This is a genomic window from Cohnella hongkongensis (assembly GCF_042654645.1).
Lineage (GTDB): Bacteria > Bacillota > Bacilli > Paenibacillales > Paenibacillaceae > Cohnella > Cohnella hongkongensis.
On sequence record NZ_JBHSEP010000010.1, the window covers coordinates 31,819 to 56,109 of the forward strand.

The window sequence follows — 24,291 nt, forward strand, 5'->3', positions numbered from 1 at the left end:
CACCCGGCATACATAGAAGTATACTCACGAACGCTTATACGTACAAGCGTTCGTGAGTATAGGGCTGCGGACCCGTACCGCAGGCTAAGGCTTGGAAACCTGAAGCTGCTCGGCCGCCTCGTCGATCAATTTTTGACCGCCGGCCTTCTTCCACTCTTCCACGTAGCTGTCCCATTCGTCCAACGAACGTTTGCCCAGCACGAAGGAAATTTCGTTCTTGTTTTGGAAATCGGCGATTTTCGTCGATGTCGTACCGTCCAGCGTAAGGTTCATATCGTAATTTTTGTAGCGGGGCATGGCGATGATCTCCTGATTGTATTTGCTGCCCAGCACGCCGACGGGCTCGTCGTCGTACACTTGCCAGATGAGGCTGTAGCCGAAAAACTGCCAATCAGCCAGCGACTGATATTCCGGCTTGGCAAGCTGAACGTGGGTTGGCGCGATGGCAAATATGTTCGTGCCGTCTTCGTTCAACTCCACTCTGGATTCTCCCGGATAAATTTCCGGACCGCCGCCTTGAGATACGGCCCAGTAATTGACGTTCGGATACATCATCGAATCGATCAGATGAGCGAGGCGCTTGAGCTTGCCGGGGTCGTTCGCCACCTTCTTCGAGATGATGAAGATGCCTCCCGGATTGTCGCCCGGACCGTACATGCCGCCTTTGCCGTCATTGGATTTGAGCGGCTGGATCGGCGCCCACAAATGGACGGCGTTCGGGTCCTTCTTCTTCGCGTTGTACTGCTCGTCGATAATGTTCCAGCCCGGATACCAGACCATGCCGATCTGGTCGTTCAGGCTGTACGCCTTGAACGGCTCCCATCCGATCGTATACCAGTCCGGAGCGAGCAGCTTGTTGTCGTACAGCTTTTTCACAAATTCCAGAAAACGCTTGGTCGTGCCGTCCAGCATCGGATGGTTGATCTTGCCGTCGGCCACGTTCCAGCTCGGATGGCCGTACATCGCTTTAAGCGCGTCCAGCATGTTCCAGCCGTTGCCCCCGCCGGCCGTAGCCATAAACCAGGTGTCCGGCTTGCCGTTCCCGTCGGGATCCTGTTCGACTACCGCTTTGGCGTAAGCGAACAATTCGTCCTCGTTGGTCGGCATGCTCATGCCCAACTTCTCCAGCCAGTCCTGACGGATGAAGTACCCCCAGTTGTTCGGGAAAATCGGATATCGCGGAATGCCGATCATGTTTCCGTCGACGGTCGCCCAATTGGCGTAGTCCTGCGTGACGTATTGCATCGTCTGCGGCATGTACGGCAGAATTTCCCTGGCATCGAGCAATTGACCGCTTTCGAAGAGGGAGCGCGCTACGTCCTTGTAGGAGAACATCACGAGGTCGGGCTCCGAACCGGAAGCGTATCGCACGCTGACGGAGTTCTTCAAATCCTCGCCGGTCATGCTCGTAAATTTAATCGATACGTTGAATTTCTCCTCGAGATACGCTTTGATCGTATCCTCCGGCACCGGCTGGTTAAAGGCGCCGGCCACCATCAGATCGAGCTCGTACTTCTGGCTAAGGTCGTCATACGCATAGCTTGAGGCGTCCACAGCCTTCGGCACTTCGGGGAAGGCCGCCGGGAAAACCAGTTCCTTGATCGGCGGTCCGGCATCGTCGGCATTCGCCGGGGCGGGGCTTGCTTGACTCGTCCCCGAAGCGTTCGGCGCTTCGCCGCCGGGTGTGGCCTGGTTCTCCTTATTGCCGCCCGACGAGCAAGCGCCAAGCGCCGCCGATAAAGCAATGAGCAGCGCAATCGCCGTATAAGACCAATGTCCTTTCTTCATTCGTGTTTCCCCTTTCGATCTCTATTTTTTATGTCAAGAAGCGCCTGAGTCGCCTCCGAACATCGCGGGTCAGCCTTTGACCGATCCCATATACATGCCTTTGACAAAATGCTTCTGCAAAAAAGGATAGACGCACAGCACCGGAATAATGCCGATGACGACCGCGGCCATCTTAAGCGTCTCCGTACTGATCGACTGCGACGACTTCAGCACGGCGTTCATCGAATCTCCGCTGACGGAATCGATCGTCAGCATGTTCTTAAGCACCATCTGCAGCGGATACATCTGCTTGTCGTTCAAATACAGCAGCGCGTCAAACCAACTGTTCCAGTGCGCGACCAGATTAAACAAGCCGATGGCCGCAAGCGCGGGCGCCGCAAGCGGGATGATGATTCGCAGCAGCATGCTCCATTCCCCCGCGCCGTCAATTTTGGCGGATTCGGTCAAGCCGTCCGGCAAGTTCTCGATAAAAATTTTGATGACGAGCAGCCCGAAGCTGTCGACCATGATCGGAAGGATGAGCGACCAATAGGAATCGATGAGTCCCAAATTTTTGATCACGAGATAGGTCGGAATCAACCCTCCGTTAAACAGAATCGTCGCAAGGATAAAGAACAGGAAGATGCCGCGGCCAGGCAGCGTCCGCTGCGCCAGCACGTAGGCGCCGATCGTCGTCAGCAGCAGCGTCAGCAGCGGTCCGACGACGGCTCGCCCCGTGGACACGACGAAGGCGTTCCAGATGACCGAGGAGGCCAGCAACCGCTTGTAGGCTTCCAGCGTCGGCTCCAGCGGAATGATGACGAAGTAGTTGCGCTCGATCATCTCCGCCTTCGTCGTCAGCGACATCCCGATGACGTAGAGCAGCGGGAACACGGCGGATATCGCCACGGCGATGACGACGAGATGGATGACGATCTGATAGGTTCGCTCGCTAGCCGATTTGTAATGCACTTGACCCCTCCTCTACCAGATGCCCCGGCCGGTAAACCGTTTGGCCAGACTGTTGCTGATCACGATCACGACCATGCCGATGAACGATTGGAAGATGCCGACCGCCGTGCCGATGCTGAATTGCAGTCTGCCCAGTCCTTCGCGGTACACCCAAGTTTCGATGACGTCAGCCGTATCCAGAACGGCCTTGTTGTAGAACAGCAGAATCTGCTCGCCCCCTGCGAACAAAATGTTGCCGAGGCTGAGGCAGAGCACGAAGGTAATGACCGACAGGATGCCCGGCAGCGTAATAGAGACAATGCGCCTCAGCGGACCCGCGCCGTCGATTCTGGCTGCCTCGTACAGTTGCGGATCGACCGTGCTGAGCGCCGCAAGGTAGATGATCGTGCTCCAGCCGATTTCCTTCCATAACGCGGAGCCGACCAGAATCGGGCGAAACCAGCTCTCGGAGAGAAAAAATTCGTAGCGCTCCATTCCGAAGCGTTCCAGCACGTTATTGACGAATCCCGAGCCGGTGGAAAAAAAAGCGAATACGATTCCGAAAATAATGACCCAGGAGAAAAAGTGCGGGATGTACACCGCGCTTTGCAGCCATTTTTTAAGCCGCTTAGAGGCAAGGTCGTGGAACATGATCGCCAGCGCAATCGGCGGCACGAATCCGACGATCAGCCGCAGCAGACTGATTTCCACCGTGTTCGTCAGAACGTTCACGATCTCCGGATCGTCGAACATGACTTTGAAATTGGCCCAGCCGACCCATTCGCTGTCGAAGACGCCCATGCCAAGCCGCAAATCCTTGAAGGCGACAATCCAGGCAAGGGCGATCGGCCAATATCTGAAAATAACGTAATAGGCAGCGACCGGCAAAAACATCAGGTATAAGGTGCGGTGCTTGACGATGCTTTGCAGCAAGGTTTTGTCGGCGGAGACGCTTCCCCCGACGCCGGCCTTGGCGGCAGACTGCCATTTTCGGACCACGATATCTCCCCCTTTCTATCTGTAATAGCGCTTACATCGCTTATTATAGCAAGGACTTTACGCGCAATAGTGGACTCTGCGACTGGAAATGTACACTCCTCGACTGAAATGCGGCCTTCGTGACGGAAGGACGCCAAAAAGAGGCGGTCCCCAAAGGAGGTCTGCTCGCTTGAAGGAAATCGGCAAAAAAATAAAGAAGTGGCGGTGCTAGGGGGGATCCCTGCACCGCCACTTCTGGCTTTTGATCGATTGCTGCCTTCTTGAAAGGATTGAGGGACAGCCCGTTCTCGTTTCTGTAACCAAGCATAAACGGCTTACGCCGTCCTTAGGATCGGCGGGATAACGTTTTTGTCTTCCGCAGAACGGCTTACAGGGTCAAATCCGGATTTTCCGAGAAGTGCTTCAGCAGAACGATCGGGTCCGTCTTCGACGGGTTCGAGATCGTGATCCCCTGCCGGGCAGCCGGCGCGGTGACGAAATATTCGTCGTGCGTCAGCTCGCCGTAGCGGATCAGCGCGGGCGTCTCGAGATCCCAGACGCCCAGCCTGCCGTGGCCTTGCAGCATGTACAGGCCGTAAGCGGCGGCGTCCCGGATCGTGACGGTCGCTCCCGGCAGCACGGTCAGCCGCTTCGCCGACACGAGCTTGCTCTTGTAGCAGATCCACTCCTCCACGTATCCTTCGGCCCGCATCTCTTCAAGGTCGCGCACGGGCTTCGGAGACATGAAGAAACGCTGGTAGAAGTCCGGGTCCGTATTCGCCTCCCAGTCGAGAATGTCCATGAGGTAATCATAGTTGCCGACTTCCTCCGGAGGCGTATCCTTCCACAGCAGCGCTTCCGGCACGACATGCTCGCCGTGCAGCACCGACTGGTACATCGCGTAGACGTCGGAAGCGAACTGCGGCTCGTACGTGCAGAGGCTGCCGGGAGCGTGCAGAATGCCCGGCGGAACGTCGAAGCCGGTGTCGAGCGTCAGCTTGTAGGCGCGCGACAGGTTCGTAATCCCGTTGTCCCCTTTGGCGAAGTTCATCAGCGTTTCCTTGACCTGCTCCTTCGTGACGCCCGGATTAAATCCGAAAAACGTATAGGGAAACTCGCCGCCGTGGTTGTTCAACTGAGAAGGGTAAAAATACATCTCGTGCTTGCCCTTCTGACCGACGCGCGCGGCCGCTTCGTCGTCGTGATGGACGTGGTGCGGCAGCGGATTCAGGTTGTCGAACAGCTTGGAGTAAATCGGCCAGCCCTTGTACTTGTCCCAGATCGCCTCGCCGATCGCCCCGCCCTTCAGTTCGTCGACCGCATCCTTCAGCAGCATCCGTTCGCGGCCGTCCGCCGAGACGACGTAGCTCATCCCTTCGTCCTCCGGCGTGTCCGGCCCGTTCTCGGCGCGGGTCGTCGAGGAGAACCAGCGCTCGTCGATGCCGCCGCGGGCCAGCCCGAGCACGAAGTAGTCGTCCGGATGCAGCTTGATTCGTCTGCCCGGACGGCAGAACGAGCGGGGAACCCAGGCCGGAGCCAGCCTCAGCACCCCTTGGCCTTCCTCCAACAGCTTTTCCGCCAGCGCTCTTTTGCTCATCGTTTCCTAACCTCTCTTTCTTAGACGGGATAAGCCATCGTCGTCATTAACGTATTTTCCGCCTGTGTCGCGTCCATCCGGCTGTACTGCACGACGATCGGAATGTCGCTGTCCACTTTCATCGCGTACGGGACGCCTTTTGGAATTTTCGCGCCGTCTTTCTCCAACGTATCGGTTCGAACGTGCTTCGTGCGCTGTCCGTCCACGGCGAACGTAATCTCTCCGATCGGACTCTCGTCCTCGAAGTACACCGTCACGCTCACCGTCGCCTTGGAAGCGGAGCAGTTCACGATGCAGATCGCCTCGTGGCTCTCCAGCGCGCCCGAGCTGCGCACCGGGGTGAAGCCGTCCGGAATGATCCATTGCTTGGCGCCGATTTCTTTGCTCATCTCGTATCTCCTCGCTTACCAGGAATCGACCTCGACGGTCGGGTGAAACAGCACCTTTTTGTACAAAATGTTGTTCGGGGCGTTCAAAATAAAGGCGATCAGCGACGCGATATCGTGCGGCTTGATCAGCGCGTCCTTCTCGTGCAGCCACGTCCAGCGGTCCCACCAGCTCGTGTCGATGCCGCCGGGGCACAGCGTCACGACATGGATGTTGTCCTTCATTAAATATTTGGAGATCGCGTCCCCGAAGCCGTTCACGCCGAACTTCGTCGCGGTATAGATGCCGTTGTTGTTGTTCTTCGTGTTGAGGCCGCGCGTTCCGGCAATCGACGAGATGTTGATGATATGGCCTTGCTGCTGCTTCATCATGTAGGGGGCGACATGCTTGGAAGCGTAGATGACGCCCTTAAGGTTGACATCGATCGTCATGTCGATGTCTTCCTTCGTGATCTCCTCGAACGACGTATCCACGCCCGCTCCCGCATTGTTCACGAGCACGTCGACGCTCCCCCACGTCCGGTGCACTTCCGCCACCGCCCGGCCGAGGCCGTCGTAGTCGGTGACGTTCAGGGCGAAGGTCAGACACTCCGTCCCCTGGTCTTCCAGCTCCTTCCGCAAGCTCTGCAGCTCGGCTTCGCTGCGGGCGATCGCCGCCACCTTCATGCCCAAGCTCCCGAGATGGGCGCATACCGCGCGCCCGAGCCCGCGGCTCGCTCCGGTCACGATGACCGTCTGTCCTTTTAACTTGTCGCTCATATCCGTTCTCCTTTCTTAAGCCGTTCATCGTATCGTATAGCCGCCGTCGATGACGAACACCCCGCCCGTCGCATAGGACGACGCGTCCGAAGCAAGATAGACGGCGATTCCCTGCAGCTCGTCCGGGGTTCCCGGACGGCCCATCGGCGTCCCGCCCATCCATGTCCGGACCATGTCGCCGTTCTCATCAAAATAAGGGGCGGTCATCTCCGTCTTCATGTAGCCGGGCGCGATCGTATTGACCCGTATGCCGTAGCGCGCCCATTCCGATGCCATGCTCTTCGTCAGCATAATGACGCCCGCCTTGGACACGTTGTAGGCGGCCTGATGCTGCGGTACGTTGGACACGAGTCCCGACATCGACGAGATGTTGACGATCGCGCCGCCGCCTTGGGCGATCATCGTTTTCCCGATTTCCCGGGATACGAGAAATACGCTCGTCAGGTTGACGTTCATCACGTTCTGCCAATCTTCAAGCCGCATCTCCTCGACCGGAACGTGCAGGGTGATGCCGGCGTTGTTGAAGAGGGCGTCGATCCGGCCGAACCGCTCCCGTGCAGCGTCCGCCAGCGCGCGAACGCTCGCCGGATCGGTCACGTCCGCTCGAACGGCGATCGCGTCCACGCCTTCCAGCCGCAGTTCGGCCGCCGTCTTCTCGGCTGCCTCCAGTCGAAGGTCGGCGATGACCAGATGCGAGCCCGCCTGAGCCAACCCCTGCGCCATAGCCTTGCCGAGCCCGACCGCTCCTCCCGTCACGATGGAGACGCGGCCGTCGAGACGAAATTTGTCGCTGACCTTCATGGTTCCGTCGCCTCCGTTACTTCAAATATTGATCGACGTTGTCTTGCGTGACGAGCTCGAACGGCACGAACACTTCCTTCTCGTACGGTTCGTTACGGATGATTTTAAGCGCCGTTTCCACCGCTCCGCCCCCTTGCGCGGCCGCGTTCTGGAACACCGTCGCATCCAGACGCCCATCCTTGACCGCCTGCAGCGCGTCCGCGATCGCGTCTACGCTGACCAGCACGATGTCCTGCTTGACGCCGGCGTCTTCCAGCGCCTTGAGCGCGCCCATGCCCATCTCGTCGTTCTGGGCGAACACGCCCTGAATCTGGCCGTCGTGCGCCTGCAGCCAGTTCTGCATCAGCGTAAGCGCCTTGTCCCGGTTCCATTCGGCCGTCTGCTCCGCGATCAGCTTCATGTCGGGATAAGCTTTCAGCGCCTCGATCGCGCCTTCCGTCCGGTCGATCTCCGCCGATTGGCCGAGATGGCCGTGCATCATGACCAGGTTGCCCTTGGAGCCGAGACGCTCCGCCAGATAGTCGATCGCGAGCTGCGCGGACTCCTGGTCCCGGGACCCGACGAACGCATCCGGTTCGGACTTGGTGACCGAGTTGACGTTAATGACCGGAATGCCGGCTTCCTTCGCCTTGTCGACCGCCGGGGACGACGCTTCGGCTTCGATCGGGTTAAAGATGATGGCGTCCACTTTCTGCGCGATAAACGTCTCCACTTGCTGAATTTGCTTGTTCGGGTCCTTCTGCCCGTCGTTGACGATAATTTTGACGCCGAGCTCCTTGCCCTTCTCCTCGATGCCCTTCGCCAGCGTCGCCGTAAATTCGTTGGCCAGATTCAAGATGCTGACGCCGATCGTAATCTGCTTCTCTCCGCCGCCGGCCTGAGCCGACCCGGACGCTTCCCCGCCCGTCTCCTCCTTGCCGCCGCAAGCCGCCAGAAGCAATGCCAGTACAAGTACGATCGATAGACTCATCCGTTTTTTCATCTTTCATGACCTCCCTAGAATGTTGAATAGAATCACTGCCTTGCGTGAAGCTTATCGGTTCAACTGCTGCTCCGGCTCTTTTCCCGCTCCGGTCCCGTACGCCGCGCTCACCTCCTTAATCGGGGACGCCGGAGGCATGCGCCGTCAGGATTTGCGGTCGATCAGCAGGGCGCCGACGATGATCAGCCCTTTAATGATCTGCTGGTAATAGGAAGGCACGTTGAGCAGATCCAGACCGTTGTTAATGACGCCGATGATCAGCGCTCCGATAATCGTGCCCGTCATCCGGCCCGAGCCGCCGGCCAGACTCGTGCCGCCGATGACGACTGCGGCGATCGCGTCAAGCTCGTAGCCGACCCCGATATTGGGCTGGCCCGTCTCGATTCTCGCCGTCTGCATAATGCCCGCCACACCGGCGAGGCCGCCGCAAAGCACGTACACGTACAGCTTGATGCGGTGAACGTGAATGCCCGACGCCCGGGCCGCCTCCTCGTTGCCGCCGACGGCGTACACGTAGCGTCCGAATACCGTCTTGTTCAGCACGAACAGCGAGAGGAGGAAAACGACGAGCACGATCAGCACCGGAATCTGGACGCCGAACACCGTTCCCCCGATCGCGTTAAACGACGGAGACAGGTTGGAGATCGGCCGCCCTTCGCTGATGACGAGCGCGCCTCCCCGCGCGATCGTCATCATGCCCAGCGTGACGATGAACGGGGCCAGCTTTCCTTTCGTTATCGTGACCCCGTTCACGAGTCCGATCAGCAGACCGCCGGCGACGCCGAGCACGATCGGAACGAACGCGCCTTCGCCCGAGCTGGCGAACAGCGCGGCCAGACAGCCGGTTAAGGCGACGTACGAACCGAGTCCGAGGTCGATTCCGCCGATCAGAATGACGAAGGTGACGCCGATCGCCAGCGTGGCGTTGATGGACACCTGATTAAGCACGTTCAGCAAATTTCGTTCGGTTAGAAACACCGGCGACATCGAGGCGAATACGGCGCATAGAACGACCAGCGCCAGCAGCAGCCCGTATTTTCTCAACCAATCGCCCGTTAGTGCGGATTTCATCGCATGGCTCATGTGCACGTCTCCTTACGTGTTCATCTGTTGCGTTTGCTTGCCGAAGGCGAGCGCCATAATGTTCTGCTCGCTGGCCTCGTCCCGGGACAGCTCCCCTGCGATTCGGCCTTCGTGCAGGACGATAATCCGATCGCTCAGCCCGATAATTTCCGGAAGCTCCGACGAGACGACGATGACCGCCTTCCCTTCGTCGGCCAGCCTGGAAATCAGCTTGTAGATTTCCGACTTCGCGCCGATGTCGATGCCGCGGGTCGGTTCGTCCAGAATGAGCAGGTCGGGATTGCCCAGCAGCACTTTGCCGATCACGATTTTCTGCTGGTTGCCGCCGCTCAGGTTTTTCGCTTTCTGCTCGCGGCTGGGCGTCTTGATCGCCAGCTCGCCGATCGTATCGTCGGCAATCCGCTTCTCCTTCGCGTTGGAGACGACGCCGGCGCGCGAGACCAGCCGGTAGTTGGACAGCATCATGTTTTCCTTCACGGACAGCTGCAGCACAAGCCCCTGCGTTTTGCGGTCCTCGCTGACGAGCCCGATCCCCTGCGCGATGCCGTCCTTCGGCGAACGAATGCGAACCGCAGCGCCGCCGATCCGGATCTCGCCGGCGTCGTAGCCGTCCAGCCCGTAGATGCAGTTGACGACTTCCGTCCTCCCCGAGCCCATCAAGCCGGCGATGCCGACAATCTCGCCCTTGCGGACGTCGAACGACACGTTCTCGAACACGCCCTTGCGCGTCAAGCCGCGCACCGATAGAACAGCGGGACCGTACGCCGGCGTCCGCGGGGGAAACAGCTCCTTCAGCTCCCGTCCGACCATCATCGAGATCATCCGGCCGATGTCCGCGCCCGCGATCGGCTCCGTGCCGACGTAAGTGCCGTCCCGCAGCACGGTAAACTCGTCCGCGATGCGGAAAATCTCGTCCATCTTGTGAGAAATGTAGATGATTGCGACGCCCCGCTTCTTCAAGCCCTCGATCAGCTTGAACAGCCGCTCCACCTCCCGGTCGGAGATCGCCGAGGTCGGTTCGTCCATAATGATGACGTCCGACTGGTAGGAGATCGCTTTGGCGATCTCGACCATCTGCCGCTCGGAGACGCTCAGCTGCTTCATCCGGGCGGCCGGATCGATCTCCACGCCCGCCAGCTTCAAGTAGCTGACCGTGTCTTCGCGCAGCTTTTTCCGGTCGATGACGCCCCACCCGCTTCGGGGCTCGTTGCCGAGAAACAGATTTTCCGCGACGGTCAAGTCGGGCACGTAGGACAGCTCCTGGTGAATCATCGCGATTCCTGCGTTGATCGCGTCGCGGATGCTCGCGTGAACGAGCTTGCGGCCTTTGTAGACGATATCGCCTTCATATTGCGTGTACATGCCGATCAAAATTTTCATCAGCGTCGACTTCCCGGCCCCGTTCTCGCCCATCAGGGCGTGCACGGTTCCTTTCTTGACGGAGAGACTTACATTTTTCAAGGCATGAACGCCCGGAAAAGATTTGGAGATGTTGCGCATCTCCAGCACGACCGCATCGCCATTCATGTCATCACCCTGACTGCTCGATATTGGCTTCTTCGTCTTGCCTAACCCGAATTCTATAGCGGATGCCCCGCGAAAACATTTCGATTTCTTCAGATCCCGCTTGTAATCCGTTCTGCTCTGCGAGCCGCCGTCGACCCGGCTTTATCCCGCTTCGGGAATCGGCTTTGTTTTTTTCGGGAACGGCGCTTCCCCCCGGCAAAGCCGGGACGTCTGTGGTAATCTAATGAGGTGCGAAATTGTAAACGGGGGTGCCCGGCTTTATGCGAAAAGCGTCTCTGCTCCTCCTCTTGTTAAGCCTGGCGCTGACCGGCTGCTTCGGAAGCGCCCCGGGCGAGCCTCGCTACTCGGCGATGCCTTCGTCTTCCCCGACGGCGGCCGCAACGAAGCAGGCGCCGATTCGGCTCGGCTTCACCGTGCTGGGAAGCTTCGAGTTCACGGATATGATCAAGATCAAGCTGGAAGCGGAAGCCGCTTTGAGGGAAAATATCGAGTTGTTTTCATATGAGGGGAACGTCGATGCGGAGCAGCAAATCGCGGACGTCAAGGACATGATCGCCAAGAAGGTGGACGTCATCATCCTGAATCCGCTGAACGCGGCCAAGTCCAACGAAGCCGTCCAGCTGGCGATCGGCGCGGGCATACCGGTCGTCGGCATCAATACGATTCCGGATACCGACCGGCTGACGACCTATGTCGGCTCCAACGACATCCAGGCCGGAGAGATCCAAATGCAGTACATCGCGGAAACGCTTGGCGGGGAGGGCAACATCGTCATTTTCAAAGGTTTGGTCGAGCAATCGTCGCAGATTCAGCGGGCCAGAGGCATTCTGAACGTGCTGGACAGGTACCCGAACATTCGCGTGCTGGAGGAAGAGACGGCCAACTGGTCGCGGACGGAAGCGTACGAACTGATGAAAAAATGGCACGCCAAGCACGGTTCTAAGATCGGCGCCGTCGTCTCCCATAACGACGGGATGGCGCTCGGGGCGCTCGATTATATGGAGGAAGCCGGCCTTCGCATCCCGATTATCGGCGTCGACGCCATCCCCGACGCGCTCCAGGCGGTGAAGGACGGGAAAATGGCGGCGACCGTCTTCCAGGACGCCACCGGGCAAGCCAAAATGGCCCTGAACCTGGCGATCAATATCGCCCAGAACGGCCATGTGGCGAAAAGCTATTTCATCCCTTACCGGCTCGTGACGCAGGAAAATGTCGATTACTTCATCAACATCCGCTAGAGGCCCATGCCCGCCATTTTTTTCTGATATTCGCCCGGCGGGCAGCCGGTCAGCTTCTTGAACAGGACGGAGAAATAGACCGGATCCTTCATTCCCACGAGCTCGGCGACGACCGACGGGCGCAGCTCGCGATCGACGAGAAGCTGCTTCGCCTTCTCGACGCGCACGTGGTTTAAGTATTTTTTGAACGTCCAGCCGGTCTCGTTCTTGAACAGCTCGCTGAAGTACGTCCGGTTCAAGTAAAACTTCTTCGACAGCGCCTCCAGCGTAATCTCCTCGAAATAACATTCGTCGATATACTTCTGAGCCTGCTGGATCATGTGACGCGCTTCTCCCTGGTTGCGCTTCGAGGCCGCCTCCGCAATCTGGACAGCCAGCACGAGCAGCTCCTCCTTCAGCTCGGCGGCATCCGACGTCCGTTCCAGCAGCCTCGCCAGCTCCGGCAGCTTTCTCCTCATCGGCTCCGGCTCCACGAACAGCCGGTCGAGCGTCTGATCAAGCGCGTAATAGACGGCCGACGCCGCATGCCTAGCGGGCACAGGCTTGTCGAAGAACGCCTTGATCGTCTCCTGAAGCTCCTTGACGTTTCTGCCGACGATCGCCTCCTCCAGCGCTTCCCCGTCCAATTCGACGCTTTCCCCGGCCTGCCAGCCCCACTGGTCCCCGTCGGACAGCAGGTGAACCGCTTCTTCCTCCGAATCGCCGTCGAACTTCAGCCGCTCCTCCGCTTGCCGGTAAGCCATGCCGGCGGCCTGAAGGCCGGAGAAGGACGGGGTGACGAGGATGCGCGCCCCGAACCGGCCGTATTGCCGGAGATTGTCCAGCAGCCGCTCGATCGGCTGCCGCCAGGCCGTCCGCTCGAACGCGGCATCGGAAGACGACAGGCCGAGCAGACTGACATATTCGCCTTCCCTCCCTTCCCGGGGAAAGCCGTAGAACGGCCAATCCAGCGTATCTCGGGCGATGTTCTCGAAGACGAAGAAGACGAGCCCGGCGTCCTGCATGAACTGGGCTTTCACGTTCGCGTAATCGGCGATGCGGACGACGAGCATCGCATAGCGCGGGAATTCCAGCCGGATGCCGAGCCGGCTCAGCTTCTCCGCGGCCGCCTGAGACGACATCGGCTTCAACAGCCGGTTCATGATCTGATGCTTCAGCAGCGGAACGGCCTGATTCAGCAGCAGGCCGGTGGCGATGTCCCGCTCGCTCCTCTCCTGCTCGGCGCGGATCGTCCGGAGCGTCTTCTGAAGCGCCTTCTCCAGCTCTTCCTTGATTACCGGCTTCGTCAAGTAGTCGACCGCGCCGCTGCGCAGCGACTGCAGCACGTACTCGAAGTCGGAATACCCGCTTAATATGATCGTCTTGACGCCGGGAAACCGCCGCTGCAAAATCGGCAGAAACCGGTAGCCGCCCATGCCCGGCATGCGCATGTCGAGCAGTACGATATCCGGCGTCTCCTTCTCCATCATCTCCAGCGCCTGCTCGGCGTTCTCCGCTTCTCCGGCGATCTCGATCGGAAGCTCGATGCCCCGAAGCTTGCCGATCAAGCTGCGCCTGACTCCGATCTCGTCCTCTACGACCAATATTCTTGCTGCGAACGTCTGCTGCCGCATGGCGTCAACCTCCATTATTTTGCGGGTATGGCGGGAAAGCGGATCGTAATATCCGTGCCCTCCCCCTCTATGCTGTCAATGTCAAAGCCGAGCCGGTCTCCGAACAGAATCCGAAGCCGCAAATAGACGTTTTTCAGCCCGACTTTTTTGGCGTCGCCCGGCTCGTAGAACGTGGACGCCGACTGCCGCTTGAACGCCTCGAACGCTTCCAACGCGTCGGCGTCGAAGCCCGTTCCGTTGTCCGAGATGCGGATTTCGATCTCGCCGTCCTGCTTCGCGACCGAGAGCCTGATCGTCGCATCTCCGAGCTTCTTCTCCACGCCGTGCTTCACGGCGTTCTCGATCAGCGGCTGGAGCGTGATCTTCAATATTTTGTACGGCAGCGCTTCGGGATCGATGCTCTGCTCCACATGAAGCTTGTCGCCAAAGCGGCTCTTCAGAATGAGAAAAAAGTTGCTGCAGTTGTCGATCTCCTCCAGAATCCGCACTTCCTCCGTCTTCAGATCGATGTTGTAGCGCAGCATCCGGCTCAGCGACTGCGTAATTTCCGAAATTTGCGACACCTGCTCGTAATCCGCGATGCCGCTGATCACCTCCAGCGTGTTGTACAGAAAATGCGGATTGATCTGCATCATGAGCGCCTTTAGCTCGGCGTCCTTCTTGTGCAGCTCCATCTCGTACTGCGTCTTGACGAGCTCGTTGATCCGCGCCAGCATCGACTCGAAGCTTTTGCCCAGCCGCCACGTCTCCAGATTCGATTCCATGAGCGGAATCGGCGCGTTCAGACGTCCCCTCTCCACCTGCTGCATCGCTTTGCTCAGCTGCTTGATCGGCTTGGAGATGTAGACGGACAGGAGGAAGGACAAGCCGAACACGAGCACGACCGAGAGCAGCATGACGAAGATCGTCAGGTTGCGGATCGATTCGACCTGGCTGTTGATGAGCGCAAGCGGGACGGAGCTGATCATGTAGGCGTCCTGATTCGGCATTCGGCTGGCCAGCACCATATTGTCCTTGTCGATCGTCTCGATCTCCCCGTTCGAAGCGTCGAACGATGCCGTGATCCGGGACAGCCAGATCGGGTCGACCGTCGTTCCGATCCGATTCATGTCGGTATGATACAGGATTTTGCCGGCCGTGGACACGAGCTGGATCGTGCTGCCGGCTCTCTGCTCGAACGGCTGGAACAGAGAGGCGAACGAATCCATCTCCTTGTCGAAGCTGACGTAGCCCATCCGCTTGCCGCTGAACGGATTGATGACCGGCTTGGACGCCACAAGACTGAGCAGACCTTCCCGGTTCAGCGGATGCACGTCGAAGATCAGCTTGTTCTCCCGATTGTTCAGCATCGCCTCGCGCCAGGCCAGATCCTCGTCCGAATTGTACGAATACACCTCGTACGTCTCCTGGTTAAACGCGCTGCTGATGAAATGGCCGTTGTCGGAAAAGACGCGGATGCTCAGAAAGTTGCCGGTCGCCTCGAACGTGCTGTGCAAGTAGTCGTTAATCTCCATAATGTTTTCCACGATGAACGTATCGAAGAAATACACCTTTTCGTTTAAGCGGATATTGTTGTTCACCATCTGGGAAGCGAACTTGTTCGCGTCGATCTCGATATTGCGGAAGTACAGCTCGTAATTGCTGACGATCTCCCCCATCAGCTGCTCGTTGCTGTTTTTTACTTCCTCGGAGATCGTCGCCGACGATACGCGGAACGTAAAATAGCCGATGACGACGATCGGGACAAGGTTGATGATCATAAACGTCAGGAAGAGTTGGAACTGGATGCTCTTCCGATTCAGCAGGCGGTGCAGCGCCATGCGCGCGAATTTGGCTATCACCGGGTTAGGCTCCTTCTGTCTGTTGGCGTAATGCTGAACGGTATACATTCGGCGTCGCGAGGCCCGATCCTTTTGGTTTTTTTCGGATACAGCTTTCAATATTTACAACTTTCTAAATCACTAAAAAAAAAAGCCCCTTGCGGAGCTTGCTGGGGGAAAGCGGCCGAAGACAGGACGTTAGGTCTCCGTCATAATGCCGCCGTTGACGTGCAGCACCTGGCCGGTAACGAAAGAGGAGTCGTCGGAAGCCAAATAAACGTAAGTCGGCGCGAGCTCGAACGGCTGGCCCGCCCGCTTCATCGGCGTCTCCAGCCCGAACGTCTTTACGTAGTCGGCCGAATAGCTCGAGACGATGAGCGGCGTCCAGATCGGACCGGGCGCGACGGCGTTGACGCGAATGCCCGCGCCTACCAATTGGAGGGACAGCGAGCGCGTGAAGGAGACGATCGCCCCCTTCGTCGCGGAATAGTCCACCAGAAGCGGCGCCCCCGCATAAGCGGTGACGGACGCCGTGTTCACGATGGCGCTTCCCGGACACAGGTGAGGAAGAGCGGCCTTCGTCAGGTAGAACATCGGAAAGATGTTCGTCCGGAACGTATCCTCGAGCTGCGCGTCCGATATGTCCGCAATGCAGGTTTGCGGAAACTGCACGGCCTGATTGTTGATCAGAATATCGAGTCGGCCGTAGCACTCGACCGTTCGGCGCACGACTTCGCGGCAAAACGCCGGACGGCGCAAATCTCCCTCTGCGAGCAAGCATCTTCTGCCGTATTGGGCGACCATGCGCTGCGTTGCCATCGCGTCCTCCCGCTCGTACAGGTAGGCGATCGTCACGTCCGCCCCTTCCTTGGCGAAGGCGATCGCCACCGCTCTCCCGATGCCGCTGTCGCCGCCGGTAATGATCGCGACCTTGCCGGCCAGCTTGCCGCTCCCCCGGTAGGCCGGGTTGTCGGAGATCGGCGCGGGAGCCATCTTGTATTCGAGCCCGGGCTGGCGTTCCTGATGCTGCGGCGGGAACGTAATCGGCACCTGCTCGCACTTCGTCTCCTGTCCGTAGTAAGGATATCCGGGAACCATCGAGCAACCCTCCATCAATCGATCTGATAGCAGGGTATTCGCCCGGTCGGGCGAAAGTTCCGGCCGAAGCGGCGTTCTTCCGAAATACGGTATGTCGAACGATCGCGCAACTTGCTTGCCCGTCCGGGCGAAATTGCGACAGCCTTTTTATGATACATATCGTATCATCATCTTGTTCCCCTCTCGATCGGAGAACATTACGGCAGCCTAAACTTGAGGTGAAAACATGTCCATCCCGCCCAGAGCCTTCCACGTCGTCCATACCGATCCGTCCGCCTCCGTGCAGCTGGCGGGCCGGTTCGCCGCTTATTTCGGCGCGCTTGCGCCGGGCCGCCGCATCGTCGTCGTCTGCATCGGCACCGATCGGTGCACAGGCGACTCGCTCGGTCCGCTGACGGGCACGCTGCTCGGCAAATACCGCTCTCCCGAGTTCGATATTATCGGCACGCTGGAAACTCCGGTTCACGCGATGAACCTGGAGGACACGATGGACAAGCTCTCGTCCCGTTACCGCGATCCGTTCGTCATCGGCGTCGACGCCTGCCTTGGGCAGGCCGCCAGCATCGGAGCCGTCCTGATCGGCGATGGTCCGCTGCGCCCGGGCGCGGGCGTCAACAAGCAGCTGCCCCCGGTCGGCCACATTCACGTGTCCGGCATCGTGAACGTCGGAGGCCTTCTCGGCTACCAGGCGCTGCAGAGCACCCGGCTGCATCTCATTATGAGCATGGCCGGTCTGATCTCCCGCAGTCTGCTCGTCGGCATCCGCATGTCGGCCGGACGCGCGATTGAACCGGCCTTGTCGTGACTGGGTTCGCGGCGATTTGTGTCTACAGACTGCCGAAGCCGGGCTTTCGTCGGTCTGTTTCCCCCTTCGCTTCGATTAGCCTTATCGATTTATTCGACTTGTGCGGATGATCTTTCAGCATTTGCCTCACGTAGCCATCCAATTGCTGATAATTCATGTCGCGCAGCTTCTCGATCTCGGCCTTGCCGCTTTCTAATTCGTTTTTTTCATTGTCGAGACAAGCGATCACGCTCGCAAACTCCGCATCTTCGATCTTCTGCTCCTGCCACATCGCTTTAACTTTTTCCTTGAGTTCCACTTTACTGGTTCCCCTCGCGATTTCCCGTTTAATCGGCTCCTCGCCAGGCAATTGAAGATAGTAATAGGCGACGTAGCGGTCTTCCTCTCGAATGACCGAATATTGATACGCATTTTTCTTCATATTCAAGTAGTTGGCAATCGATAGCGTAATGAGAATGATGCTAATGCCGACCTGAACAATATGGATAATCGTCCTGAAAGTAAACGGATTGTCGGAATCCAGGGGCAAGGATACGTTAAAAAACGAAACCGCTACGCTCCCCACAGACGTTTCCGCCATTTTCACCAGCGTCATCCATACGTATTCGGCATACCCTTCTTGAAACGGCTTTTTGACCGCTTCCAGTTTTCCCAATGAATCAAACAAGAAATAAAACAAAGCCGATGTGATCATCATTTCAATAATGCTCTTAACGGCAAGAATCAGACGATTGGAGCCTGTAAGCGTTGAGCTCTTCGGCTTTTCCGAGGTAATATCTTGATAAAAGGCCCAGCCAATCTCGATCGTACGCTGAAATAATCGGGTCGCCATCATAATCAACAGAATAAGCAACGCATCGCTTTTCCGATCCAGATAAGGCAGCACGAATAGTACGATTACTATGATATTAAGCAAAAAAACAATCGAGACGTAGAGGTTAAGCTTGTTCCTAAATTGAAGGTATTTGGCTTTAACAGCAGGAAATTTCAAGGATACATCCGTCTGTACGATCTTTTTGATGAGAGTTAATCTCTCATAGAAAGCCAAACCCTTGAGGTTAAAGATCTCTTTGAACAGATCCTGCAGCATCTGACGAGAAAAAGGCTTTCCTGTCAAGTTGCTGTTCAGACGCCTATGTTGTTTATTGAAAAGATCCCCTAAGCTTTCCATCATTAATTTACGGAATTGGCTCTCTTTCCCCAATTGCGCTGACCGATACTCGTTAATTGCAGAGGAGATTAACATACTGAATAATACCAATACGTAGATGATGACAAACTGCGCAAAAAGCACCCAGGCGAGACTTTTCAAAATAGAAAAGAGGACGTCAAAATCCGATCCTAATCGATTATCACGAATCTCAATCGTTATATAATATATAAATGTACCTGCGAGGATTAGAATCGCTAGAAATTTGTAATATCCCTTTAATTTAATGATGTATCGGCAAAAGAAGAAGGAAGAACACAACATGATAATCGTTGCAACGACGGCGTACACGATTTTCGTTTCATCTAAAACTTCCGAAAGCTTTGCCCATCCTAAAAAAGAGAGAAATGACAAAAACCATATCCCCAAATCCCTGCTTTTGAACATTTTGAACTGTTTCAAGATCGGCCTTACATCTATCGTTTTAAATAGCAGCATATTCAGGGCAGACATCACTACATAAAAGTAAAGCACCAAAACAGCAATACCAAAAGATCTCCATGGATCTTCGGTCAGTTTCAATGGATGTAAATACTGCAATTCGTTTACCAAAGATAGATTGCCAATACGCAACAAGAATAGATATAGCCAGAAAAATCCGATAAAACCAACCTGCAACATGATAAGAGAAAACCAGTTGCTCCCATACTCCGACATCGACTTCAAATCCTCATCCGAACGAGTCCGCTTTCGCATTCCACAAACCTCTTCATCCGCAATAGTTCGACGCATTCGGATGTAATTCGACGTTCCATGGGAATTTCCTCCAACCACGAATGCTATTGCGGCATGAAGAGAGAGTAACGGAAACCGGCACCGTAAGCAACAACTGCGGTCTTATCCCTTAGAGGATCCAAAGACTCTTCTGATCGCCTCCAAATAGCCGAAGCCATTCAGCGTGTCCGGCTCCAGGTAGCTGCCCTCCGTCCATTCGTTCCAGGCGTTGATCGTGACGATGTTCAAGCCGTCGCTTTTCGCTTCCGCCAGCTCCTTGGTCCGTCTGAGCGCCGTTTCGAATTCCGCGGGCGTATTGCCCCCGACCGTGGCCATATATTGGTATCCGATCGGCTCGTACTTGTCCGACTGCACCGTGCGCGGGCTCGTGTCCCAGCCCATCGTCACGTTCGGAAAATAAGGCAAACGGAAATCGTCCGCCAGCTCCGACATTTTGTCGACAGCCGCGTCGCGCCAAGCCCCGTAGTCCGATTGCGGAAACTCCGGAAGTCCGACGTGATGAAGCCATACATACGAGGTGACCGAATCGAAGCCGAGCAGGTCAAGCAGCTCGTTCGGATTGTCGATGCGCTTCTCGCCCGGCAAAATCTGCACGCCCCAGACGACCGCGTTCAGGTGCAGCTCGCCCAGGCCGGCACGGCGCACGCGCTCGCGGAATTCGCCGAGAATCCGCTTCGTCTCTTCCAAGCCGCCCAAACCTTCGACAAGGTTCATCAGCTCGTAAATCGAGAAGTACAGCCCGCCCCCGACCCTCCAGTAGGACGGATGGCGAAAATAACGCTCGATCATATGCTCGGTCGCCGCGACGAACGCCTGCTCTGACACCTTGCCGGAAGCGAGCGTCGCCGGCTGCAGCGCCCGGGTCAGCGGGTGAATGTCGATCCAGTCGTGATTCGCCCACATGATCGAAAACTTCAGCCGGTCCGCGTTGTCCGCTTGCAGAAAGCCTTCCTCCAGCCCCCGCTGCAAGTACGGACCGTCCTCGTACCAATACCAGTCGAAAATAAAGCAATCGATGCCATGGTCCGCCGCGGCGTCGATTTTGCGCGCCATCGCCCGCGGATCGGATTCGTCCTCGTAGCCCCACAGGGGCACCTTCGGCTGCGCATGGCCCTCGAACCGGGGCTCCGCCCGCTTCACCAGCTCCCATTCGGTCCATCCCCGGCCATGCCACTTGTCGTTACGCGCATCGGGATGATAGTTCGGAAAATAATAAACGGCCACTTCCGTTTTCGCTTGCACTCGGGATTCCCCTTTCTAGATTAACGATTTCTCGTCCTTCCCTTTGACCGTCCAGCCTTACTCCTTCACGCTGCCCAGCGTAATCCCCTGAATAAAATGCTTCTGAAGAAACGGATACAGCAGCAGAATCGGCAGCGCGGCCAGGAAAATCTGGGCCGCCTTCGTCGTCTGGTCGGAAATTTGCGACAGCGTCTTCAGCTCCTCGGTCGTCGTCATCAGGCTCGGATCGCGGTTAATGACGACCGACTGCAAATACGTCTGCAGCGGAAAATGCTCCGGCTTGTTCATATAGATCAGTCCGTCGAACCAGGAATTCCAGTGGCCGACGCAGATGAACAGCAGCAGCGTCGCCAGCGCGGGCTTCGCCAGCGGAACGGCGATGCGCCACAGCACCGACCAATGCCCGGCTCCGTCCACGAAGGCCGCCTCGTACAGCTCCTTCGGCTGCGAGCGCATGAAGTTAAGCAGCAGAATGACGTTAAAGACGGGGACGGCTCCCGGCAGGACGAGCGCCCAGATCGAGTCGAGCAAGCCGAGCTGCTTGACGACCATGAATACGGGGATCAGACCGCCGGAGAACAGAATCGTCACGACGAAAAACCAAGCGTATACCGAACGCCACCGGAACTGTCGCCTTTCCTTGGACAGCGGGTAAGCGATAAGCACCGTCAGCGTCATGTTGATGAGCGCCCCCAGCGCGACCCTCTGCAGCGAGACGAGGAAGCTGTCGATGAACTGCGGCTTGTTCAAGGCGTACCGGTACGAGGCCAGCGTAAAATCGACCGGCCACAGCTTCACGAAGCCGGCCGTGGCCGCGGAGCTGGCGCTGAACGAGACCGCGAGCACGTGGATGAGCGGCAGCAGGCACAGCAGCGCGGCTCCGCCGAGGAAGACGCAGTTCGCCCAATCGAACGCTCGTCTTCCGAATGTGTTTTTGTAGATCATCCGTATCCCTTCTTCGTTTAGAAAATTCGGTAGTTCGCCAACCGATAGGCGAGCGTGTAGGAAATCGCGATCAGGATCAACGAAATGACCGACTTGAACAGGCCGACCGCTGTCGCCAGGCTGTATTGCGCGTCGACCAGCCCGATCCGATAGACGAGCGTGTCGATAATGTCCCCCGTGCTGTACACTTGAGGACTATACAAGTTGAACACCTGGTCGAAGCCCGCGTTCAGAACGTTGCCGAGGCTGAGCGTCAGCATCAGCACGATGATCGGCATCATCCCGGGCAGGGTGACGTGGATCGTCTGCTTGATCCGGCCCGCCCCGTCCATGACCGCGGCCTCGTACAAGGTCGGATTGATCGAGGTGATGGCGGCGAGAAACACGATCGTCGAGAAGCCGAACTCCTTCCAGACGTCGGAGACGACCAGCACGTAAGGGAACCATCTCTCGTCCCCCAGGAAAAAGATCGGTTCGATGCCGAAATACCCGAGAAAGGAGTTGACGATGCCCGAAGACGGCGACAATATGTCGATCAGCACGCCGCCCAGAATGACCCAGGAGAGAAAATGGGGCAAATAGACCATCGTTTGGACCGAGCGCTTAAACGCCGTCCGGCGCACTTCGTTCAGAAGCAAAGCGAAGAGAATCGGCACGACCAGCCCGAGGACGATCTTCATCGTCGCAATCCAGACGGTGTTGCGCAGAACCGGCCCGAAGTTCGGCAGTTGAAATAAATAGCGGAAATGCTCCAGACCGACCCATTCCGAACGGAAGAAGCCCTTGGTCGGGATAAAATGCTCGAAAGCGATCGCGATGCCCATCATCGGATAATAGCAGAACGCGAGCACGAACAGGACGCCGGGCAGCAGCATCAGGTGCAGCGAAGCTTCGCCGCCTTGCTTTTCGCGGATTTTCAAATTCCGTACCTCCTATCGTCGCGAGGGAAAGAAAGAGGAGGGGATCGCCCCCTCCCTTCGGCTTATTTGGACGCCGCCCACTCGTTCACTTCGTTGGTCATCTCTTCCCCGCCGAGCTTGTTCCAATTGGCGACGAACGTATCGAACGAATCGATCGGAGCGGCGTTCAAGATGATCTTCGTGAACGTCTCCAGCTCCAGCGTATCGAGCGTAGACCCCTTCTTCAGCATCGTCTCCGTCGGCGCTCCAAGGAAGCCGTTCAACGTGACCAGCCCGTCGTTGTCGTATCCGTCCTCCACGCTGAGCGCCCCTTCCGGGCCCGCCCATTTGTAGCTGCCCCAGAACGCTTCGTCCCCGGCCAAATACTTGTTAATGCTTTCGTAGTTGTCCTTGGCGTCGAACGACAGGCCGGCATCGCTCTTGGTTTCCATCGCCTGCTTGACTCCGCGGTAGATGTTGATGTTCTGCAGCGGGTCCTGAGCGGTAACCGCGGCGTAAGCGTACAAGTTCATATTCGTGTCCTCGTTATTGAAAAACCGCTTGTCGCGTCCGTTCGGACCGTACTGCTTTTCCAGACTGTAGTTCATCAGCTTGACGAGCGCTTCGGGGTTTTTGGCCCCTTTCTTCACCGCATAGAAGAAGACGGCGCCGTTGCCCGCGAGCGAGCTGGCCGGCGAGCCATCGGCGGAGACGATCGGGTAAGGCATCCAGTTCGCCTCCGGGTCGTTCTTGAAGCTGTCCGGCAGCGGCCAGAACGCGTTCCAGTGCTGTCCGTAGAACATGCCGATCTGTCCGGAGGTGATCAGCTCGTTCACCTTGTTGGCATCGTAGACGCCGAACTCGGGATCGATCAGCCCGGCCTTGAACATCTCCTGCAGCTTAGCGAGCGCCGCCTTCATCTCCGGCTGGACGGAGCCGTAAGCCAGCTTGCCGTCCGCTCCCGCCACCCATGCCTTCGGATAAGCCTTGAAGCCGTACGCCAACCCGCCGATGCCGCCGTAACCGGAATAAATGTCCTTTCCGAGTCCGAGCCCGTACGTTTTCGCCTGGCCTCCCGGTTTTTGCTTGACGAACGCCTCGGCGATGCTCCATACGTCGTCGATCGTCTTCGGCGCATCCATGCCGACCTTCTTCAGCCAATCCTCGCGAATCCAGATCATCTGGGTGCCGTCGATGACCGAAGCCGTCGAAGGCAGCGCCATCTTCTTGCCGCCGAACGTCGCCGCCGTCCAGCCTACGCCGCCGTCCATCGAGAGCGTCGTCTTCGTCAGCTCGGACGCGTATTGCTCGAAGACGTCGGTCAGATCCATGATCATGTCCGACTCGATCAGCTTCTGAAGCTGGGTCAGATCGACCGCCACGATGTCGGGAATGTTGCCTGAAGCGATGGAGACGTTCATTTTCTGTCCGTACTGGCCTTCCGGAACGGTCCATTCGTTTTTCAACACGATGCCGAGATCTTCTTGATAGCCCCGATACCATACGTTGTTGTCCAGCGACTCGCCTTCGGCGAACGTTACGGTGCTCCCGAGGCTCCGGGCCGTCGTCACCTCGATCGGCGTTTCGTATTTGCCCAGCGGATCCTGCGCCTCTCCCGTCGCGGCCGATGCCCCGGACCCGCTTGGAGCCGGAGCTTCGGAGCCGGACGGCGCCGCGCTTCCCGTCGCCTCTCCTCCGCTGCCGTTGGAGCTGCATGCGCTCAGCAGCAGCATGACGGCGATCAGGCCGTATCCCATTTTGCGTTTCATGTGCGTCCCCCTTGATTGCGTTATAGTCTAGATGATCATCTGTTTCTATTGTAGAATCGCGGCGGACGCCGTTAAATCGCAATCTT

Annotated in this window: 20 protein-coding genes; 2 read left to right on the top strand and 18 right to left on the bottom strand. The window is 57.6% G+C overall.

What is annotated here, in order from left to right; translation table 11 throughout:
* Positions 1-84: 84 nt before the first annotated feature.
* The 10 genes from ACFO3S_RS14630 to ACFO3S_RS14675 form a co-directional block, all read right to left on the bottom strand.
* A complete protein-coding gene (locus ACFO3S_RS14630; protein ID WP_378097368.1) occupies positions 85-1,788 on the bottom strand; it encodes a type 2 periplasmic-binding domain-containing protein in 1,704 nt (567 codons plus the stop codon).
* Positions 1,789-1,857: 69 nt separating this feature from the next.
* Positions 1,858-2,739, bottom strand: coding sequence for a carbohydrate ABC transporter permease (locus ACFO3S_RS14635; protein WP_378097371.1), 882 nt, complete (start codon positions 2,737-2,739; stop codon positions 1,858-1,860).
* A gap of 12 nt (positions 2,740-2,751) precedes the next feature.
* Positions 2,752-3,717, bottom strand: a complete 966-nt coding sequence (locus ACFO3S_RS14640) for an ABC transporter permease (protein ID WP_378097374.1) — start codon at positions 3,715-3,717, stop codon at positions 2,752-2,754.
* Between the two features lie 367 nt (positions 3,718-4,084).
* On the bottom strand, positions 4,085-5,293 hold the full coding sequence (locus ACFO3S_RS14645; protein ID WP_378097377.1) for a hypothetical protein: 1,209 nt from the start codon (positions 5,291-5,293) through the stop codon (positions 4,085-4,087).
* Positions 5,294-5,313: 20 nt separating this feature from the next.
* On the bottom strand, positions 5,314-5,682 hold the full coding sequence (locus ACFO3S_RS14650) for a sensory rhodopsin transducer (protein ID WP_378097380.1): 369 nt from the start codon (positions 5,680-5,682) through the stop codon (positions 5,314-5,316).
* Between the two features lie 15 nt (positions 5,683-5,697).
* On the bottom strand, positions 5,698-6,438 hold the full coding sequence (locus ACFO3S_RS14655; protein WP_378097383.1) for an SDR family oxidoreductase: 741 nt from the start codon (positions 6,436-6,438) through the stop codon (positions 5,698-5,700).
* A 24-nt stretch (positions 6,439-6,462) separates the two neighbouring features.
* On the bottom strand, positions 6,463-7,239 hold the full coding sequence (locus ACFO3S_RS14660) for an SDR family NAD(P)-dependent oxidoreductase (protein ID WP_378097386.1): 777 nt from the start codon (positions 7,237-7,239) through the stop codon (positions 6,463-6,465).
* A 16-nt stretch (positions 7,240-7,255) separates the two neighbouring features.
* The gene (locus tag ACFO3S_RS14665; protein ID WP_378097389.1) at positions 7,256-8,221 is read right to left on the bottom strand and encodes a substrate-binding domain-containing protein; all 966 of its coding nucleotides are present in this window, start codon (positions 8,219-8,221) and stop codon (positions 7,256-7,258) included.
* A gap of 144 nt (positions 8,222-8,365) precedes the next feature.
* Positions 8,366-9,304, bottom strand: a complete 939-nt coding sequence (locus tag ACFO3S_RS14670) for an ABC transporter permease (protein WP_378097392.1) — start codon at positions 9,302-9,304, stop codon at positions 8,366-8,368.
* A 12-nt stretch (positions 9,305-9,316) separates the two neighbouring features.
* Positions 9,317-10,831 (bottom strand): sugar ABC transporter ATP-binding protein, encoded by a 1,515-nt coding sequence (locus ACFO3S_RS14675; protein WP_378097395.1) that lies wholly within the window; start codon positions 10,829-10,831, stop codon positions 9,317-9,319.
* 260 nt (positions 10,832-11,091) lie between these two features.
* Between ACFO3S_RS14675 and ACFO3S_RS14680 the strand changes: the two genes are divergently transcribed.
* Positions 11,092-12,069: a substrate-binding domain-containing protein gene (locus tag ACFO3S_RS14680; RefSeq protein ID WP_378097398.1), complete on the top strand. Its 978-nt coding sequence runs from the start codon at positions 11,092-11,094 to the stop codon at positions 12,067-12,069.
* Here ACFO3S_RS14680 and ACFO3S_RS14685 read toward each other — a convergent pair.
* The 3 genes from ACFO3S_RS14685 to ACFO3S_RS14695 all read right to left on the bottom strand — a co-directional run bounded on the left by ACFO3S_RS14685 (position 12,066) and on the right by ACFO3S_RS14695 (position 16,600).
* Positions 12,066-13,682 carry a response regulator transcription factor gene (locus ACFO3S_RS14685; RefSeq protein ID WP_378097401.1) on the bottom strand — a complete coding sequence of 539 codons (1,617 nt, stop codon included), beginning with the start codon at positions 13,680-13,682 and terminating at the stop codon, positions 12,066-12,068. The genes ACFO3S_RS14680 and ACFO3S_RS14685 overlap by 4 nt on opposite strands.
* 14 nt (positions 13,683-13,696) lie before the next feature.
* A complete protein-coding gene (locus ACFO3S_RS14690) occupies positions 13,697-15,523 on the bottom strand; it encodes a sensor histidine kinase (RefSeq protein ID WP_378097404.1) in 1,827 nt (608 codons plus the stop codon).
* Between the two features lie 177 nt (positions 15,524-15,700).
* Entirely contained in the window at positions 15,701-16,600 is a 900-nt protein-coding gene (locus ACFO3S_RS14695; protein ID WP_378097407.1) for an SDR family oxidoreductase, read from the bottom strand.
* A 226-nt stretch (positions 16,601-16,826) separates the two neighbouring features.
* On the opposite strand from ACFO3S_RS14695, the gene yyaC reads away from it, so the two are divergent.
* Positions 16,827-17,405, top strand: a complete 579-nt coding sequence (yyaC, locus tag ACFO3S_RS14700; protein WP_378097409.1) for a spore protease YyaC — start codon at positions 16,827-16,829, stop codon at positions 17,403-17,405.
* 22 nt (positions 17,406-17,427) lie between these two features.
* On the opposite strand, the gene ACFO3S_RS14705 is transcribed toward yyaC, so the two are convergent.
* The 5 genes from ACFO3S_RS14705 to ACFO3S_RS14725 form a co-directional block, all read right to left on the bottom strand.
* Positions 17,428-19,311, bottom strand: a complete 1,884-nt coding sequence (locus ACFO3S_RS14705; protein WP_378097412.1) for a hypothetical protein — start codon at positions 19,309-19,311, stop codon at positions 17,428-17,430.
* A 141-nt stretch (positions 19,312-19,452) separates the two neighbouring features.
* Entirely contained in the window at positions 19,453-20,592 is a 1,140-nt protein-coding gene (locus tag ACFO3S_RS14710; protein ID WP_378097415.1) for a glycosyltransferase WbsX family protein, read from the bottom strand.
* Between the two features lie 57 nt (positions 20,593-20,649).
* Positions 20,650-21,537: a carbohydrate ABC transporter permease gene (locus tag ACFO3S_RS14715; protein WP_378097418.1), complete on the bottom strand. Its 888-nt coding sequence runs from the start codon at positions 21,535-21,537 to the stop codon at positions 20,650-20,652.
* A gap of 17 nt (positions 21,538-21,554) precedes the next feature.
* Positions 21,555-22,412, bottom strand: a complete 858-nt coding sequence (locus ACFO3S_RS14720; RefSeq protein WP_378097790.1) for an ABC transporter permease — start codon at positions 22,410-22,412, stop codon at positions 21,555-21,557.
* 107 nt (positions 22,413-22,519) lie between these two features.
* Entirely contained in the window at positions 22,520-24,205 is a 1,686-nt protein-coding gene (locus tag ACFO3S_RS14725) for an extracellular solute-binding protein (protein WP_378097421.1), read from the bottom strand.
* Positions 24,206-24,291: the final 86 nt, after the last annotated feature.

Excerpts from the sequence above, each read along its gene's own strand:
- ACFO3S_RS14680 (WP_378097398.1), top strand. The coding sequence starts at position 11,092 with ATGCGAAAAGCGTCTCTGCTCCTCCTCTTGTTAAGCCTGGCGCTGACC.
- ACFO3S_RS14705 (WP_378097412.1), bottom strand. The coding sequence starts at position 19,311 with ATGCGAAAGCGGACTCGTTCGGATGAGGATTTGAAGTCGATGTCGGAG.
- ACFO3S_RS14670 (WP_378097392.1), bottom strand. The coding sequence starts at position 9,304 with ATGAGCCATGCGATGAAATCCGCACTAACGGGCGATTGGTTGAGAAAA.
- ACFO3S_RS14655 (WP_378097383.1), bottom strand. The coding sequence starts at position 6,438 with ATGAGCGACAAGTTAAAAGGACAGACGGTCATCGTGACCGGAGCGAGC.
- ACFO3S_RS14645 (WP_378097377.1), bottom strand. The coding sequence starts at position 5,293 with ATGAGCAAAAGAGCGCTGGCGGAAAAGCTGTTGGAGGAAGGCCAAGGG.
- ACFO3S_RS14665 (WP_378097389.1), bottom strand. The coding sequence starts at position 8,221 with ATGAAAAAACGGATGAGTCTATCGATCGTACTTGTACTGGCATTGCTT.
- yyaC (WP_378097409.1), top strand. The coding sequence starts at position 16,827 with ATGTCCATCCCGCCCAGAGCCTTCCACGTCGTCCATACCGATCCGTCC.
- ACFO3S_RS14675 (WP_378097395.1), bottom strand. The coding sequence starts at position 10,831 with ATGAATGGCGATGCGGTCGTGCTGGAGATGCGCAACATCTCCAAATCT.
- ACFO3S_RS14715 (WP_378097418.1), bottom strand. The coding sequence starts at position 21,537 with ATGATCTACAAAAACACATTCGGAAGACGAGCGTTCGATTGGGCGAAC.
- ACFO3S_RS14725 (WP_378097421.1), bottom strand. The coding sequence starts at position 24,205 with ATGAAACGCAAAATGGGATACGGCCTGATCGCCGTCATGCTGCTGCTG.
- ACFO3S_RS14695 (WP_378097407.1), bottom strand. The coding sequence starts at position 16,600 with ATGGTTCCCGGATATCCTTACTACGGACAGGAGACGAAGTGCGAGCAG.
- ACFO3S_RS14660 (WP_378097386.1), bottom strand. The coding sequence starts at position 7,239 with ATGAAGGTCAGCGACAAATTTCGTCTCGACGGCCGCGTCTCCATCGTG.
- ACFO3S_RS14720 (WP_378097790.1), bottom strand. The coding sequence starts at position 22,412 with ATGCTGCTGCCCGGCGTCCTGTTCGTGCTCGCGTTCTGCTATTATCCG.
- ACFO3S_RS14685 (WP_378097401.1), bottom strand. The coding sequence starts at position 13,682 with ATGCGGCAGCAGACGTTCGCAGCAAGAATATTGGTCGTAGAGGACGAG.
- ACFO3S_RS14650 (WP_378097380.1), bottom strand. The coding sequence starts at position 5,682 with ATGAGCAAAGAAATCGGCGCCAAGCAATGGATCATTCCGGACGGCTTC.
- ACFO3S_RS14630 (WP_378097368.1), bottom strand. The coding sequence starts at position 1,788 with ATGAAGAAAGGACATTGGTCTTATACGGCGATTGCGCTGCTCATTGCT.